The following is a 16,183-nucleotide window of genomic DNA, read 5'->3' on the forward strand; positions in this document are numbered from 1 at the left end:
CGTCTGCCCGTCAGGCGCAGCCCCGACCCGCCTCACGGTAGAGCTTGACCGAAATCGCGCTAAGCCACGCCCAGGCCAGCACGACCGCCACGGTGAACACGACAATCCCGGGACGACCACCCGACCCCGACCCGATGGCAACGAAGCTGGCGGCGAACACGATCGCGGTCAAGCGTGAATACCAGGCCCAACCCGGCTGCCCGTCGCGGGCGAACCGCGCAGCCAGCACAAAGCACGTCGCCACCAGGCACACGAAACCGGCACCGGCGCAAGCCAAGTGAGCCACACCGTGCCAACTCACTTCGCCTATTCCCTCCGGTGTGCCGGGTGGGAAGCCGTCCGACGGATCCGCACGGAACGCGGCCGCCGCGATCAAGGCCGCGCCGTAGCCGCCGATCAGCCACGCCCCCCACGTCGCGCCACGACCGCGCCGGAGAGCGCGCCGGACCCCCACCGCGGCCGCAACCGTCATCGCCCCGGTGACCACGAAGTTCGCGATTTGAATCCAACCCAGATCACCATTGGCCAGCTGACTGGCGGCATGCCGGGTCGGATCGAATCCTTTACGCGTGAGCGCCTGGGCCGCCACCACGACCAGGTAGATCGGCCCGGCGATCACCCCGTATCCCAGCAGCGACTTGGTAACGCGCACCTCGAGCGGCGGCCGGGAGCCGGTGGTCGTCATGAGCATGCCTCCCTGTGTTAGCGAGAACTAGACCGTACAGTACTAAGAACTAGACTGTCTAGTACTCCCAGGCGTTATGCTGACGCGATGACCCAAACGCCCGTTCCCGCGCCGCCGAGCCGATCGGAGCGCAAGCGGCAAACGATCCTCTCCGCCGGTCAGGCGCTATTCCTGAGCAACGGATACCAAGGGACGAGCATGGACCAGGTCGCGGCGAGCGCGGCGGTGTCGAAGCAGACGGTCTACAAGCACTTCGGCGAGAAGCGCGAGCTGCTGTTCGCGATCGTCACCGACGCGCTGGACACCAGCGTCACCGCCTTCCGGCAACGCGTCGGCGAACTAGTCGAAACCACCGACGTCGATGCGCATTTGATCGCGCTCGCGACCGAGTACCTGCGCACCGTGCTGGAGGATGCCATCGTCCAACTGCGTCGGCTGGTGATCAGCGAAGCCGGCCGGCTGCCCGAGTTGGCGCAGCTCTATTATCGGCACGCCCCTGCCCGCACGCTCGATGCCTTCGCCGATGCGTTCGGCCGGCTACACCGAAAGGGATTGCTGCAAGTCCCCGAACCACGGCTTGCCGCAGAGCATTTCGCGTTCCTGATTGTCGGTAGACCCATCGATCAGGCGCTGTTCGAGGGCGCCCCGCGGGTACGCGCAACGGTGGACGTCGATTCCTATGCGCGAGCGGGAGTACGGGTGTTCCTGGCCGCATATCGGCCGCGGGAGGTGGCGCGCTAACGCTACGCTGCCGACGTGGACGCACTTGTCGGCCTGCTCGACGGGGTGCGGGCGCGCGGCGCATTCGTGCTGCGGTTGACGCTCGACCCGCCGTGGTCGATGAGTATTCGGGACGAGGCGCCGCTGACCCTGATCTGCCAAACCCACGGTCGCGCGGTCATTGTCGGCGACACCAGCGGCACCGTTTGGCTCGGGACCGGGGACATCGCGCTGACCCGCGGCACCGAGCGGTACGTCTTCGCCGACGATCCGGCGACCACGCCGATGGTCGTGATCCATCCGGGCCAGCGCTGCACCACGCCGACCGGCGACGACCTGCGATTCGAGATGAGCGTCGGAGTGCGCGCGTGGGGCAACAGCGCATCGGGCGCGACGAGGTCGGTGATCTGTGCCTACGAAGGGCGCAGTGCGGTCAGCGCCCGTTTGCTCGACGCGCTGCCGACCGTGCTGGTGGTGCGCTCCGGCGAATGGGACACGCCGCTGGTCGACCTGCTGGCCGCCGAGGCGGCGCGCGAGGGGTCCGGCCAGGAGGCCTACCTGGACCGGCTGCTCGACCTGTTACTGATCGGCGTCCTGCGCACCTGGTTCGACCGCCAAGGCAACGCGCCGACGTGGTGGCATGCCGAGCACGACGACGTCGTCGGCCCGGCGCTGCGGCTGATCTACAACAACCCCGCTCACGCCTGGACGGTGGCGAACCTCGCTGGCGCCGTGGGGTGTTCGCGCGCGGTGTTCGCGCGTCGCTTCGCCGACCTGGTCGGCGAGCCCCCGATCGCCTTCCTCACCGGGTGGCGGTTGGCGCTGGCCGCCGATCTGCTGCACGACCCGACAATGACGATCGCGGCGGTGGCCCGGCAGGTCGGCTACAGCACCCCGTTCGCGTTGAGCAGCGCGTTCAAACGCGCCTTCGGCGTCAGCCCCAACGAGCACCGCGCCAGAGCCGGTCATCCCACCGCATCGGTGGACTCGTCGGCGCTCTGATGCAGGGCCGGTTACGCCCGCCACGAGATCAGATGGCAAGGGATGTCAGTGTTCTCGTCGGTCAGGTACGAGGCGCACACGCGGTGATATCCGTCGGCGATCTCCAGCGACCGCGTCGCGTCGCCGCGCACCAACAAGATCGGCGACAGCTTCTGCCCGTCGCCGATCTTGCGCAGGTCACTCGCGACATGGACGTTGGACGCGGGCAGCAGCGCCAGCCGCGCCGCGCGCAGGATGTCCTTCGCCTTGCGGTACACCGGCTTTGCCTTCCGCAGCGCCGCGACGGTCTTGTCGACGATCTCCGGTTCGGCGACCATGCTTAGATAGTCGGCGGCCGCCAGGTAGTCGTGATCCTCCGGTTCGTCGAGCCATTTCAGCGCCATGGCGGGCTAGGCTACCGCCCGCGTCAGTCGCCGATCCAGTTTCCGTGGAACCCGTGCGGAACCCTCTGTGGCAGCTCCACGCGGGCAACGGGTTTGCCATCGAAGTTGGATGCGTCGACGATGACCAGGTCGCTGCCGTTGCGCACCGGGTCGTAGACGTAAGCCATGTACCAGCCGGCCAGCTCGTCGGCGCCGGGACCGGCCGGCACGAAGACCGCCTCGCCGGGCGCCCGGCCACCAAACCGATGCTCCGCGGCGGTGCCGCGGTCGAGGTCGTACCGGACCAGGCTGCCGTCGCCGACGGTGATCGAGTAGCGGGCGGGCAGGCCGGCCAGCCGGTCGTCGATGCGCGGGAACTCGACGCTGCGGTCGTCGATTTGGCTTTCGTCGACGGTGCCGTTGTCCAAGTCGATCACCCAGCGCCACATCACGCCGTCTTCTTCGAAGCCGCCGGTGTCGCGCCACAGCTCCGGATAGCGGACGGCCTGCAGCACAATCGAATTGCCGCGATCGTAGGCGTTGGCCACGTGGAACACATAGCACGGGTCGATGTCGAACCACCTGATCGGCCCGTACGGATCGTCGCGACGCAGCACACCCAGCCGGGCCCCGTAGTTGTCATCCCAGCGATACGGCATGTCGGCTTCGCCCTTGATTGCGATGTCCAGGTCGAACACGATCGGCAGGTCCATGAAGACCACGTGCTCGGCGGTCAGCGCGAAGTCGTGCATCATCGTCAGCGCGGGCACGTCGACCGGCCGGTTGATGGTCAGCTCGCCGTTGGCGTCGGCGCGGTGATAGGTGACGTGCGGCGCGAAGATGCTGCCGTACCCGAAGAAGTGCAGTTCGCCGGTGGTCGGGCAGATCTTCGGGTGAGCGGTCATCGAGTCCGCCAGCTTGCCGCCGAAGTCGTAGGCGCCCAACGTCTCCAGTTCGTGGGTGATCTCGTAGGGCAGCGACGACTCGACGAGCGCGAGCGTCTTGCCGGCGTGTCGGATGACGTGGGTGTTGGCCAAGCTGGAGTGCAGGTTCCGCGTGCCGTCCGGGTTGTACACCGGGAACGGGTTGTCGAAACTTTCGGTCCGCACCCAGCGGTTGCGGTACCAGGCCGCGCGGCCGTTCTCCAGCCGCACCCCGTGGACCATGCCGTCGCCGGCGAACCAGTGCTGTGTCGAGCGGCGTGGATTCGGGCCGTTGCGCAGATACCAGCCGCTGAGTTCGGATGGGATCGTGCCGTCGACGGGCAGGTCGAAGGCGGTCAACTCGTCGGCCACCGGTGCGTAGTTGCCGGTCCGGAAGAACGGGACGACGGTCTCGGGTGCGTCGGTCATCATGCGCTCCTGCTGACATTCCAATTATGACATGTCGATACTGGCATTTCAGATGTGACATGTCAATACTGGACGGTTAGTATCTCTTCGTGAGCTTGCGACATGCCGCGCTGGGCCTGCTTGCCCAGCATCCAGCCAGCGGCTACGACCTGCTGAAGAAGTTTCAGATCTCGATGGCCAATGTTTGGCCGGCCACCCAGAGCCAGTTGTACGGCGAGCTGGTCAAGCTGGCCGACTCGGGATTGATCGAGGTCACCCATGTCGGGCCGCGCGGCCGTAAGGAGTACGCGATCACCGGCGCCGGCCGCGCGGAGCTAAAGCGCTGGATGACCACACCGGAAGACGACCCGGCGTTGCGCAGCACCCAGCTGTTGCGGGTGTTTCTTCTCCACCAGCTCACGCCCGACCAGGCAAGGCACTACCTCGAGTCGTTACGCCGACAGGCCGACACCGAACGGGAGCGCTATGAGCACATCCGTGACTCGGTCCGATGGGACGACAGCGACGACGACTTCTTCGGCCGCGCCGCGCTGGAATATGGGCTGCGCTTTACCAAGATGCAGGCGGATTGGGCGACCGACGTGACGAAGGCCCTCGACAACCGCGCGAGCGGTAGCAGCTCCACGATCGGGTAGTGGGTCAGTCTCAAACTGACCCATTACCCACACCGCGTGCTCTTCGCCGCGCGGCAGCGGTCACCAACACGTCTCTTGCGCGCATCGGCACGATCAGGCCGACCACCATGCCGGCTACCACCAGAGTCGCCACCGTTGCATCCGACACCGTTGCGGCCAACACCTCGGACGATGTCGTGCTCTGCAACTGCAGAATCCCGCCGACCGCCCGGAACACGTAGACCCCGGGCACCAGCGACACGATTGCGGCAAAGCCGATGGCGGCGAACGGCATCCGCAGGAAATGCGAGACCGGGATCAGCAGGATGCCGACCACCAGGCATGCCACCAGGGCGGCCGCCGGCAAATCGACCTGCCATCTCGTCATCGCCCACCAATGGGCAGCACGGGCCAGCATCCCGGCAGCCACCGGCCAGCCGATCATCCGGTAAGGCATGGAGAAGTACACCGGATACGACGCCGCGGCCACTCCAGCCGCCAGAACATCAACGTAGAACGCAACGTTGGCGCTGCTGCCGGTGACCGAGAGCGTCTGCCCGCCGAGTTTGAGCCCCAAGACCAAGCCCGCGGCGATGGCCGCCAGGATTAGCGTTGCATATCCGAGCCTCGCGATGCCCAAGGTGATCCGAAGGGTCAACAGATCCAACCCGCCGTTGAGGATGTGCGGTCCAGGTACCAGCACCATCCCGGGGCAGAGCGCAATGAGTCCCGTTGCTGCGCCGAGGCTTAGGTGCACAGCAGCAGCGCCGATCAGACCGGCCACCATTGCCGCCAGGAACGCCTGCGGCAACGTGCCGACCCCCAGTCTTCCCAGCCCGCGGCGGATCAGACCGCCGATGGCGGCACTGCCCGCGACCAACAGCACCGCGACCGGATCGGTGATGCCGAAAATTACCGCCAGGGCACCGGCACCGGTGGCACACGCGGCGGTGAAAACTGTTGCGCTCGAAGTCCCCAGGACCCGCGCCGCGTCAATCTCACGGTCTACGACGTCCCGGTCGAGCCGACCATCTTCGGCGCGGTCGATGACGCGCATCGCGGACGCCACCCGGCGCATGTTGACCCCGACGGGAGACACCGACGCCACCCGCACCGGCACGTCGGCACGTGAGCTTGTTAGCAACAGCGACGACCACGACGGGATGAGCGTGCTCCGAATACCCAGACCCGTGTTCAGCCGGTCGACGGCGATCAGCGTCATATTGGTCGACTGGCCGCTCTCCTGCAGCAGGACGGCCGCCTTCATCACCGTGTCGAGCGCGTCCGCCTCCACCGCGGCGTTGCCGGGCGGCGGCTCAGCCATCAAGCGCCGCCGACGCCGTGAGCACCGACCTCGCCGACTTCCCCAACAGCCGCCCTCCGCACGTCCTTGGTCACTGGATCTATGCCGCCACGCCTCTGGCTAAAGACGTCCATCAGCGTAGCGATGACAACACCATTAGGACTGAGCTACTGCAGTTGCGTTCATCGAATACCGGCTAGCGGTAAGCAACGGGTGACGCTAGCGGGGGTGGTTTTTGGTTGGTAGCCGTGGTGATTTGTCGCATACCTTCAATCAGGCTGAGTGAGTCGTGTCCTCCGCCGTCCGCTGTTTCCGCCGCCCGCTGTCCTCACCATCCGCCATGCACTCCCGCCGGTCGTCAAACACTCAAAAACCTTGTCGGAATCGACTTCACCCACTATGAGGAACACACCAATGACAACAGTTGACGCACCGACGATTCTGAACATCCCGATCGGCGTCGATGCGGCCGGCACCCGCCGCGAGACCGATTCGATGGGCGCAATCGAGGTTCCCGCCGACAAGTATTGGGGCGCGCAGACACAGCGCTCACTGGTCCACTTCTCGATCGGCGGGGACCGCATGCCCAAACAGGTGTATCACGCCTACGGCTATGTCAAAAAGGCCGCCGCTCGGGTCAACGCACGCGCCGGCCGGCTACCCGCTTGGAAGGCCGACCTCATTGGGCGGGTGTGTGACGAGGTGATCGGCGGGGACCTCGACGAACACTTCCCGCTGTACGTGTGGCAGACCGGGTCCGGCACCCAGTCCAACATGAACCTCAACGAGGTTGTCAGCAACCGCTGCATCCAACTCGCCGGTGGCCGGCTGGGGTCCAAATCGCCGGTCCATCCCAATGACGACGTCAACATGGGCCAGTCGTCCAACGACAGCTTCCCGACCGCGATGCACATCGCGGCGGTGCTGGAAATCCAGCAGTACCTGCTGCCCCGGCTCCGGTCGCTGCAGCAGGCCATCACCGCCAAGTCGGCCCAATGGAAAGACGTCGTCAAGATCGGCCGCACCCACCTCGAGGACGCGGTCCCGCTGACAGTGGGTCAAGAGTGGTCCGGCTGGGCCGCCCAACTCGACACCGCCGCCGACCGTGTCGAGGCCGCCCAGGGTGAGCTCTACCGGCTGGCCGCCGGCGGCACCGCGGTGGGCACCGGACTGAACGCGCCCCACAACTTCGGACCCGACATCGCAGCGGAAATCGCAGCGCTGACCGGCCATCCGTTTGTCACCGCGCCCAACAAGTTTGAGGCCCAGGGCGGCCTCGACGGCATCGTCGCCGCCGGGGCGACACTGCGCGGTCTGGCGGTCGCACTGATGAAGATCGCCAACGACATCCGATGGTTGGCCTCGGGCCCGCGCTGCGGCATCGCCGAGCTGAATCTGCCGGCCAACGAACCGGGCAGCTCGATCATGCCGGGCAAGGTCAACCCCACCCAGTGCGAGGCCATGGTGATGGTGTGCATCCAGGTCCTCGGCGACGACGCCGCCGTCGGCTTCGCCGGTTCACAGGGCAATTTCGAACTCAACGCGATGCGCCCGATCGTCATCAACAACTTCCTGCATTCGGCCCGGATTCTCGCCGACGCGTGCGAAAAGCTACAACAGTTCTGCGTCGACGGCATCGAACTCAACGACGCCAAGATCGCCGAATACGTCGACCGCTCACTGATGCTTGTGACGGCATTGTCACCAGTGATCGGCTACGACAAGGCATCTGCGATCGCGCATGACGCCGATCGGACCGGGGCGACACTGCGCGAAGCCGCACTGAAATCCGGCTACATCGGCGCCGAGGAGTTCGACCGCATCGTCAGCCCCGCGGCAATGGTCGGCCCGTTTTAAGGACACCAAGTGACCCACTCTGGCCCACAAGACTTTTCCGCGCATGCCCTTCGCCGCTGGTTTCGCGGGAAGCTCGCCCACGCCCATCCGGACGAGGTCTACCAAAGCTCAACGATGGGCGCGCTCCTTGCCGGTGTCTACGACGGCGATGTCGATGTCCGGGAACTGCTGCGCCACGGCGATTTTGGCCTCGGCACGTTCAACGCGCTGGACGGCGAGATGCTGGTCCTCGACGGGGTGTGCTATCAGCTGCGCAGCGACGGCGGCGCCGCCATCGCAGATCCGGACGAACTGTCCCCGTTCGCGGTGCTCACCTGGTTTGACGCCGACCACACCATCGCGGTGTCCGCGCCGAGCGACGCTGCGGCTCTCAAGGCGATGATCGACGAGTTGGTGCAGAGCACCAACCTGATGGTGGCGCTGCGAATCACCGGCGAATTCAGTGAGATCCACACCCGCACGGTCACCGCCCAGCACAAGCCGTACCGCCCGTTCACCGAGGCCACCAAGGATCAGCACGAGGTCTCCTTCACCGATGTGTCGGGAACCCTGGCCGGGTTTCGCACGCCCGAATACGAGCAGGGCATCGCGGTCGCCGGCTACCACATGCACTTCATCGACAACGAGCGCAGCCACGGCGGGCACGCGCTCGACTACCGGCTGAGTCGCGGCAGGATCGACATCTGCGTTCGCTCCGAATTGCACCTCAGCCTGCAGCGCACCGAGCAGTTCCTGCGCGCGGACCTCAGCCCCGACAACGTCGACACCCAGATCCGGCAGACCGAAGGTGGATGAAATGCCCGACACCACACCCGACAACACAGTGCGTTCCGCGCAGCGGATCGTCGAGACGCTGGCCGCCTACGGCATCGAACACGTCTTCGGGATCTCCGGCGGCAAGATCGACGCCGTCTTCGACGCCCTGCTCGACAGCGGGCTCAACGTGGTGATCTGCCGCCACGAACAGAACGTTGCGTTCATGGCCGCCGCCGTCGGACGGCTAACCGGGACGCCGGGTGTCGCGCTGGTGACATCCGGGCCCGGCACCACCAACCTGGCGACCGGCCTGGTCACCGCGACCACCGAGCAGGACCCGATGGTCGCCATCTGCGGCGCCGTACCGCGCGCCGACCGGCTCAAGCGCACCCATCAGACGATGGACGCCGTCGCCGCGCTGGAGCCCTTCACCAAGTACGCCGGCGAGGTCGATGACGCCGACAACGTGGCAGAAACCATCGCCAATGCGATCCGCGCCGCCACCACCGTGCCTCGCGGCGCCGCCGCGGTGGTGCTTCCCGCCGACGTGGCCGCCGCGCCGACCGCTGCCGCCGTCACCCGGCCGGCACGGGTGTCGGCACTCGGCGCCGCACCCGCGGACCAGTGTGAACGCGCAGCGGAGCTGATCCGGACCGCGCAGCGACCGGTGCTGTTCGCCGGAGTACGCGCCGGCGACCCGGCACCCTGTGCAGCGCTGCGCGAACTGCTCGCCGTCACCGACCTACCCGTCGTCGAGACGTTCCAGGCCGCCGGCCTGGTGTCCCGTGAGCTGGAAGACCACTTCGTCGGGCGCGTCGGCCTGTTCCGCAACCAACCCGGCGACATCCTGATCGCTCACGCCGATGTCGTGGTGACCGTGGGCTTCGACCCGGTGGAATACGACCCCCGGATGTGGAACACCGGCCAAGCCCGCACCCTCATCCACATCGACGAGCTGCCGGCCGACATCGACGAGCACTACCAGCCGACACTGGAGCTCCGCGGCGACATCGCCGCAACCGTATCCGAGCTGACCCGACGGCTGTCCGGGTTGCGGCTGTCCGACGCCGCCCGCAATGCCGCCGCCGAACAGCGTTCGGCGCTGCTTCGCATTGACGAACAAGCCCGCACTCAGCCCGAGACCGAGCTGGGCCTCAATCCCGCCGCAGTTGTCCTCAAGATCCGCGAACTCGTCGACGACGACGCCACCATTGCATGCGACGTCGGGTCCAACTACATCTACATGGCCCGGCACTTCCGGGTGTACGAACCGCGGCGGCTGCTGTTCTCTAATGGCCAGCAGACTCTCGGGGTGGGATTGCCGTGGGCCATGGCAGCGGCGATGGTTCGCCCCGGCACTCACGTGGTGTCAGTGTCCGGCGATGGCGGATTCCTGTTCAGCGCACAAGAATTGGAGACTGCGTCGCGCCTCGGACTCAGCTTCACCCACGTTCTGCTGCGCGACAACTCCTACGACATGGTGGGCTTCCAGGAAGTAATGAAATACGGCCGCAAGTCCGGTGTGCAGCTCGGCGACTACGACATCGCGCACTACGCCGCGGCATTCGGCGCGACCGGCATCCGCGTGACCCAGATGCGGGAATTCGAAGACGCATTCAAGCAATCGCTGAACGAACCCGGGATCACCATTCTCGACGTCGCCGTCGACTACAGCCACACCATCGACCTCTACTCGCAGCTTCACGAGGGCGTCTTGAATTGAACCGACCACCAACGACTTACGAAAGCGGGCGGCCATGCGGGTGGGATTGATGATTCCGTGCTACATCGACATGTTCTATCCGGAGGTCGGTAAGTCGACATTAGAGCTGCTGGAGAAGCTCGGCGTGCAGGTCGACTATCCGTTCGATCAGACATGCTGCGGGCAGCCAATGGCCAACAGCGGCGCATACATCGAGGCCAAGGCCACCGAAGAACTCCTCGTGCGCAACTTCGCCGACTACGACTACGTCGTCGCGCCGTCAGGCAGTTGCATACACCACATCCGCAACAAGCTCACCGCGGCCGACGACACGCCGCAGCGCCGGCATCTCAGCGGCCATGCCTGGGATCTACCCGAGTTCCTTTGCGATGTCCTCAAAGTGGAGCAGTTTCCCTGGGCGCACTTTCCGCATCCGGTCGCGCTGCACGTGAGCTGCTCGGCGATCCGCGGTTTGGGCCAGCAGACGATGAGTGAGCGGCCCAACGACCCGTGGTTTTCCAAACCGAGAAGCCTGCTTGAGAAAGTCGACGGCGTCACGATCGCGGACTTCGACCGCCACGACGAATGCTGCGGATTCGGCGGCACTTTCGCGGTCACCGAGGAAGCCGTCTCGGCGGCCATGGGCAACGACAAGCTGGAACGCATCGGCGCCTGCGGAGCCCGCTACATCGTGTCATCGGACATGTCCTGCCTCATGCACCTACAGGGGTGCGCGCACCGCGAGCGCGACGACTTCCAGTTCCTGCACCTGGCCCAGGTCCTGAACGGAGACGCGCAGTGAAATCGGTGGACCAAGCCCGCAACGCCCTGGGCTTCCTCGAAGACGAGCCTCATGAACGTGCCTTCGACACCTTGATTTGGGGTCTTCGCCAGCGCCGTGATGCCGCGGCGCGGGAGGTCGGCGAGTGGGAGGACCTTCGCACGCTGGCCTCCCAAATCAAGGAACACACCCTGTCGAACCTCGCCCACTACCTGCAGATGTTCGAGGCCAGCGCCGCGCGCAACGGCGCGACGGTGCACTGGGCGCGCGACGCCCACGAACACAACCAAATCCTCTACGACATCCTCAGCTCGCACGGCGCTCAGCACTTGGTGAAGTCCAAGTCGATGCTGACCGAGGAGTGCGAGATGCGGCCTTTCCTGGAACGCCGCGGCATCCAGGTCACCGAAACCGATCTCGGCGAACGCATCCAGCAGCTCGACGACCAGCCGCCCAGCCACATCGTCGGACCGGCCTTCCAGAAAACACCCGAAGACATCGCGCAGCTGTTTCACCGGGTCTACAGTTCCGACGCCGAAAAAGCCGATCCCGTCTACCTCGCCCACGTCATGCGCGAACACACCCGGCCGCTGATTCTGCAGGCCGATGCCGGCATGACCGGCGCCAATTTCGCCGTCGCGCAGACCGGCGCGATCGTCACGGTGACCAACGAAGGCAACGCCGACCTGTCCGGCAACGTCCCGAAGCTGCGGATCTGCTCGGTCGGAATCGAGAAAATCATTCCCGGCCCGGAAGAACTGGCCGTGTTCATCCGGCTGCTGACCCGCAGCGCCACCGGAGAGCGCATCACCCAGTACACGTCGCATTTCGCCAAACCGCGCGCGGGCGGCGAGATGCACATCGTGCTGGTGGACAATGGCCGGTCGGCGCGGCTGGCCGACGAGCGCTTCTGGCCCTCGCTCAAGTGCATCCGCTGCGGCGCGTGCATGAACACCTGCCCGGTGTACCGGCGCAGCGGCGGGCTCAGCTACGGCGGCACCTATATGGGGCCGATCGGCATCATCACCATGCCCTCGGCCGACGTGCGCCGCTACCGCGAGCTGCCGTTCGCCTCGACGATCAACGGCAGTTGCTCCAACGTCTGCCCGGTGCAGATAAACATCCATGAACAGATCTATCAATGGCGTGAGGTGATGGACGACCACGGCCAGTTCTCGACCACCAAAAAGGCGGCCATGAAGGTCGCCGACAAGGTGCTCAGCCACCCACGGCTCTACCGCGCGGCCGCCGAGAGCGGTGCGGCGGCGCTGAAGGTGTTGCCGCACTTCGCGCTCTACAACCGGCTCAACGCCTGGGGGCGCCATCGTGACGTACCCGGCACCCCGAAGGAAACTTTCCACCAGTGGTACGCCCGCACGCGTGGCCGCGACGGCGAAGCGAATCACGTCCCGGCCCCGGGCGAGGCCAAGGAGGCTCGCCATGAGCTCACGTGATGACATCCTCACCGCCGTGCGCGATCACGGCCCGGCCTTCTCGGAACCGCCGCAGGTACCCGATTTCAGCCGCAACCCGGCTGATCTGGTCAATCTGTTCACCACCGCGCTGGCGCGATTGGACGGCAAGGTGCTCCCCGGGCCGCCCGCCGATGCGCAGGCCTGGCTGGCGACGGCCTTTCCGGACGCCCGCCGGATCTGTTCGGCCGTCAGCGAGGTGAGCGGCGACGCCGACCCGGCCGGATTCGATGACTGGGCGGCGCCGGCCGACGTCGACGTGACCGTCGTGCGCACCCCGTTGGGAGTGGCCGAGACCGGGTCCATCCTCGTCAGCGAGAAGGAGCTCGGCGTCCCCACCGCCGCGGTGCTCGCACAGCATCTGGTCGTGCTGCTGGACCCGGCCGACCTGGTGGAGAACATCCACCACGCGTATCGGCACCCCGCCTTCGCCGAGGCCGCCTACGCGGTCCTGCTGTCCGGGCCCTCCGGCTCGGCCGACATCGGCGGCATCACCGTGCACCCCGCACAGGGTGTCACCACCCTCACCGTCGTGCTCTGGCCGCGCTAGGCCACATGCGACCGGCGCGCACCGTCGACGTTGCATCGCGATAGTTTCCGATATATCGTCACTGTATCGGGAGCGCATCCGGCGCTCTCCTTCCAGAGACGAGAACCAGATGAATCAACCGTTTGGCGGGCCGCAAGGCGGCCCACACGCAGGAGGCTTCGGCTTTCAGCCGTTCGACCCCGAAGCGCGCCGCGCTATGCATCAGGCCCGGCGCGAAGCACGGCGCGCCTTCCGCGATCACGTTCGCGACCACGGCGCCGGCCATCGCGGCGGCCCCTGGGGACCAGGCGGCGGCTTCGGCTTTGGCCCCGGCGGCGTGGGCGGGTTCGGTCCCGGCTTCGCCTTCGGCTTCGGAGCCGGCGGCCACCGCGGACCCCGCGGCCGCGGACGTAGTCGGCGCGGCGATGTCCGGACCGCAATCCTCGCGCTGCTGACCGAGCGGCCGATGCACGGCTACGAGATGATCCAGGAAATCGGCGAACGCAGCAACGGCCTGTGGCGGCCCAGCCCCGGCTCGGTCTACCCGACGCTGCAGCTGCTCGTCGACGAGGGCCTGATCGTCGCGACCGAAAGTGAAGGCAGCAAGAAGCTTTTCGAGCTGACCGACGAGGGCCGCGCCGCGGCGGCCAAGACCGAGACGCCGCCGTGGGAAGAGATCGCCGGGGACGTCGACCCCGCACACGCCAATTTGCGCAGTGCGGTCGGCCAGCTGTTCGGCGCGGTGGCGCAATCCGCGTACGCCGCCACGCCCGAACAACAGCAGCGCATCGTCGACATCGTCAACAATGCGCGACGCGAGATCTACAACGTGCTCGGCGAGTCCGAGTAACCACCCGGTCGGGCTGGGTCGGGGTGCTCACGACACGTCGACCCAGTCCAGCGCCCGCTGGACGGCCTTCTTCCAGCCCTCGTATCCGGCGGCGCGCTCGTCGTCGGTCCAGTTCGGCGACCACCGCTTGTCCTCGTGCCAATTCGCCCGCAAGTCAGCGGGATTCGCCCAGTAGCCGACCGCAAGCCCCGCGGAGTAAGCGGCGCCGAGCGCCGTCGTCTCCGCCACCACGGGCTTGACCACGTCGACGCCGAGCACGTCGGCCTGGATCTGCATGCACAGGTCGTTCGCGGTGATTCCGCCGTCGACCTTGAGCAAGTCCATGTGCACCTTGGAGTCGGCCTCCATCGCGTCCACCACGTCGCGGCTCTGGTAGCAGATGGCCTCCAGCGTCGCGCGGGCCAAATGCGCGTTGCTGTTGTACCGCGACAACCCCACGATCGCCCCGCGGGCATCGGATCGCCAATACGGCGCGAACAGGCCCGAGAAAGCCGGCACGAAATACACTCCGCCGTTGTCGTCGACCTGCCGGGCCAGCGCCTCGCTCTGCGCAGCGCCGCTGATGATGCCGAGCTGGTCCCGCAGCCATTGCACCGCGCTACCGGTCACCGCGATCGAACCCTCCAGCGCGTACACCGGTTTCGCGTCGCCGAACTGATAGCACACCGTCGTCAGCAGGCCGTGCTCGGAGCGAACAATCTCCTCGCCGGTGTTCTGCAGCAGGAAATTGCCTGTGCCATAGGTGTTTTTGGCCTCTCCTTTGTCCAGGCACACCTGTCCGACCATCGCGGCCTGCTGGTCGCCGAGGATTCCGGTCAGCGGCACTTCGCCGTTCACCGGGCCGGTCGATACCGTGGTGCCGTACGGTTCCGGCGACGACGACGGCCTGATCTCCGGAAGCATCTGCCTCGGAATCGAGAAGAACGACAGCAACTCGTCGTCCCAGTCCAGGGTCTCCAGATTCATCAGCATCGTGCGGCTGGCGTTGGTCACGTCGGTGACATGCACGCCGCCCCGGGTTCCTCCGGTCAGGTTCCACAGCACCCAGGAATCGGTGGTGCCGAAGATGGCGTCGCCGTTCTCGGCGTCGGAGCGCACGCCGTCGACGTTCTCCAGAATCCATTGCAACTTGCCGCCGGCGAAATAGGTGGCCGGCGGCAGGCCCGCCTTTTGGCGAATCACCTCGCCGCGCCCGTCGCGGTCAAGCGCCGACGCGATCCGGTCCGTGCGGGTATCTTGCCAGACGATCGCGTTGTAGTACGGCCGTCCCGTTCTGCGGTTCCACACCAGTGATGTCTCACGCTGGTTGGTGATGCCGAGGGCGACCAGGTCCGAGGCGCCCAGCTTCGTCTTGTTCAGCGCGCTGATCAGCACCGACCCGGTGCGCTCCCAGATCTCGACAGGGTCGTGCTCAACCCAGCCGGCCTTCGGCAGGATCTGCTCGTGCTCGAGCTGATGTCGCCCCACCTCGCTGCCGTCGTGGTCGAAGATCATGCATCGGCTGCTGGTGGTGCCCTGGTCGATTGCGGCGACGAAGTCGGCCAACTGACGCTCCTCTCCCTGACCCGTGCAATCGTCCATGATGGCTTACATGGCTTCAGTGAACGGCGACATTGAACGCATGCCCCGCGGCGGTCCGGGCGCCTCCTGGCTCGACCGGCGGCTGGAGACCGATTGTCTCGAATACCTCGATCGCGACGACGTCGACGACCGGGTCAAGCGCGGCGTGGTGCGGGCATTGGACTGGACCGGCCGATTTTTCAACAACCACGACAAGTTCGCGCGACTGGCACTAGACGAGGTTGCCGACGTGCCCGACCCGAAGATCCTCGAACTCGGCGCCGGCCACGGCGCGCTTTCGCGCAAGCTCCTCGAGTACCACCCCACCGCCAAAATCACCGTGACCGACGTCGACCCGGTGTCGCTGGCCGAGATCGCCGCGGGCGACGTGGGCGGTCATCCACGCGCCACCGTGCGGATCATGGATGCCACCGACATCGATGCGCCGGACGGCGATTTCGACCTGGCGGTGATCGCGCTGTCCTTTCATCACCTGTCGCCGCCGTTGGCGTCGAAGGTGTTCGCCGAGGGCACCCGGGTGGCCGACAAGCTGCTGATCATCGACCTGCCGCGGCCGCCGTCGCCGGTACATGTCGTGCAGTTGGCGGCGATGGCGCCGTTCATCCCGTTCGTGCCGC

16 protein-coding genes are annotated in these 16,183 nt (G+C 66.4%); 11 read left to right on the plus strand and 5 right to left on the minus strand.

Going from position 1 to position 16,183, the window contains the following annotated elements; translation table 11 throughout:
* Positions 1-10 precede the first annotated feature (10 nt).
* A complete protein-coding gene (locus VE759_RS15935; RefSeq protein WP_324934142.1) occupies positions 11-685 on the minus strand; it encodes a DUF998 domain-containing protein in 675 nt (224 codons plus the stop codon).
* An 87-nt stretch (positions 686-772) separates the two neighbouring features.
* Here VE759_RS15935 and VE759_RS15940 point away from each other — a divergent pair, with 87 nt between their 5' ends.
* Both VE759_RS15940 and VE759_RS15945 read left to right on the plus strand, forming a co-directional pair.
* Positions 773-1,426 carry a TetR/AcrR family transcriptional regulator gene (locus tag VE759_RS15940; protein ID WP_324934144.1) on the plus strand — a complete coding sequence of 218 codons (654 nt, stop codon included), beginning with the start codon at positions 773-775 and terminating at the stop codon, positions 1,424-1,426.
* 15 nt (positions 1,427-1,441) lie between these two features.
* Positions 1,442-2,407 (plus strand): AraC family transcriptional regulator, encoded by a 966-nt coding sequence (locus VE759_RS15945; protein ID WP_324934146.1) that lies wholly within the window; start codon positions 1,442-1,444, stop codon positions 2,405-2,407.
* Between the two features lie 11 nt (positions 2,408-2,418).
* Here VE759_RS15945 and VE759_RS15950 read toward each other — a convergent pair whose 3' ends face one another.
* Positions 2,419-2,790 (minus strand): hypothetical protein, encoded by a 372-nt coding sequence (locus tag VE759_RS15950; RefSeq protein ID WP_324934148.1) that lies wholly within the window; start codon positions 2,788-2,790, stop codon positions 2,419-2,421.
* Positions 2,791-2,813: 23 nt separating this feature from the next.
* Positions 2,814-4,121, minus strand: a complete 1,308-nt coding sequence (locus VE759_RS15955; protein WP_324934150.1) for a carotenoid oxygenase family protein — start codon at positions 4,119-4,121, stop codon at positions 2,814-2,816.
* 89 nt (positions 4,122-4,210) lie between these two features.
* On the opposite strand from VE759_RS15955, the gene VE759_RS15960 reads away from it, so the two are divergent.
* Complete coding sequence (locus VE759_RS15960) at positions 4,211-4,756, plus strand: PadR family transcriptional regulator (protein WP_324934152.1); 546 nt, start codon at positions 4,211-4,213, stop codon at positions 4,754-4,756.
* A gap of 10 nt (positions 4,757-4,766) precedes the next feature.
* On the opposite strand, the gene VE759_RS15965 is transcribed toward VE759_RS15960, so the two are convergent.
* Positions 4,767-6,059 (minus strand): threonine/serine exporter family protein, encoded by a 1,293-nt coding sequence (locus VE759_RS15965; protein ID WP_324934154.1) that lies wholly within the window; start codon positions 6,057-6,059, stop codon positions 4,767-4,769.
* Between the two features lie 393 nt (positions 6,060-6,452).
* On the opposite strand from VE759_RS15965, the gene fumC reads away from it, so the two are divergent.
* The 7 genes from fumC (at position 6,453) to VE759_RS16000 (ending at position 13,985) form a co-directional block, all read left to right on the plus strand.
* Positions 6,453-7,895: a class II fumarate hydratase gene (fumC, locus tag VE759_RS15970; protein WP_324934156.1), complete on the plus strand. Its 1,443-nt coding sequence runs from the start codon at positions 6,453-6,455 to the stop codon at positions 7,893-7,895.
* Between the two features lie 9 nt (positions 7,896-7,904).
* Positions 7,905-8,690 carry an acetolactate decarboxylase gene (gene budA, locus VE759_RS15975; RefSeq protein ID WP_324934158.1) on the plus strand — a complete coding sequence of 262 codons (786 nt, stop codon included), beginning with the start codon at positions 7,905-7,907 and terminating at the stop codon, positions 8,688-8,690.
* A 1-nt stretch (position 8,691) separates the two neighbouring features.
* Entirely contained in the window at positions 8,692-10,374 is a 1,683-nt protein-coding gene (gene alsS, locus VE759_RS15980) for an acetolactate synthase AlsS (RefSeq protein ID WP_324934160.1), read from the plus strand.
* A 34-nt stretch (positions 10,375-10,408) separates the two neighbouring features.
* A complete protein-coding gene (locus tag VE759_RS15985; RefSeq protein ID WP_324934162.1) occupies positions 10,409-11,155 on the plus strand; it encodes a (Fe-S)-binding protein in 747 nt (248 codons plus the stop codon).
* A complete protein-coding gene (locus VE759_RS15990; RefSeq protein ID WP_324934164.1) occupies positions 11,152-12,588 on the plus strand; it encodes a lactate utilization protein B in 1,437 nt (478 codons plus the stop codon). Before VE759_RS15985 ends, VE759_RS15990 begins: the two co-directional genes overlap by 4 nt.
* A complete protein-coding gene (locus VE759_RS15995; protein WP_324934166.1) occupies positions 12,575-13,156 on the plus strand; it encodes an LUD domain-containing protein in 582 nt (193 codons plus the stop codon). The genes VE759_RS15990 and VE759_RS15995 overlap by 14 nt, the downstream gene beginning before the upstream one ends.
* Positions 13,157-13,265: 109 nt before the next feature.
* Positions 13,266-13,985 carry a PadR family transcriptional regulator gene (locus tag VE759_RS16000; protein WP_324934169.1) on the plus strand — a complete coding sequence of 240 codons (720 nt, stop codon included), beginning with the start codon at positions 13,266-13,268 and terminating at the stop codon, positions 13,983-13,985.
* A 27-nt stretch (positions 13,986-14,012) separates the two neighbouring features.
* On the opposite strand, the gene glpK is transcribed toward VE759_RS16000, so the two are convergent.
* Positions 14,013-15,530: a glycerol kinase GlpK gene (gene glpK / locus VE759_RS16005; RefSeq protein ID WP_324934171.1), complete on the minus strand. Its 1,518-nt coding sequence runs from the start codon at positions 15,528-15,530 to the stop codon at positions 14,013-14,015.
* Positions 15,531-15,567: 37 nt separating this feature from the next.
* Here glpK and VE759_RS16010 point away from each other — a divergent pair.
* Positions 15,568-16,183: class I SAM-dependent methyltransferase (locus VE759_RS16010; RefSeq protein ID WP_324934173.1), on the plus strand; the 616-nt coding region annotated here is incomplete at its 3' end.

This window comes from Mycobacterium sp., from assembly GCF_035640695.1.
In the GTDB taxonomy this organism is placed as follows: Bacteria; Actinomycetota; Actinomycetes; order Mycobacteriales; family Mycobacteriaceae; genus Mycobacterium.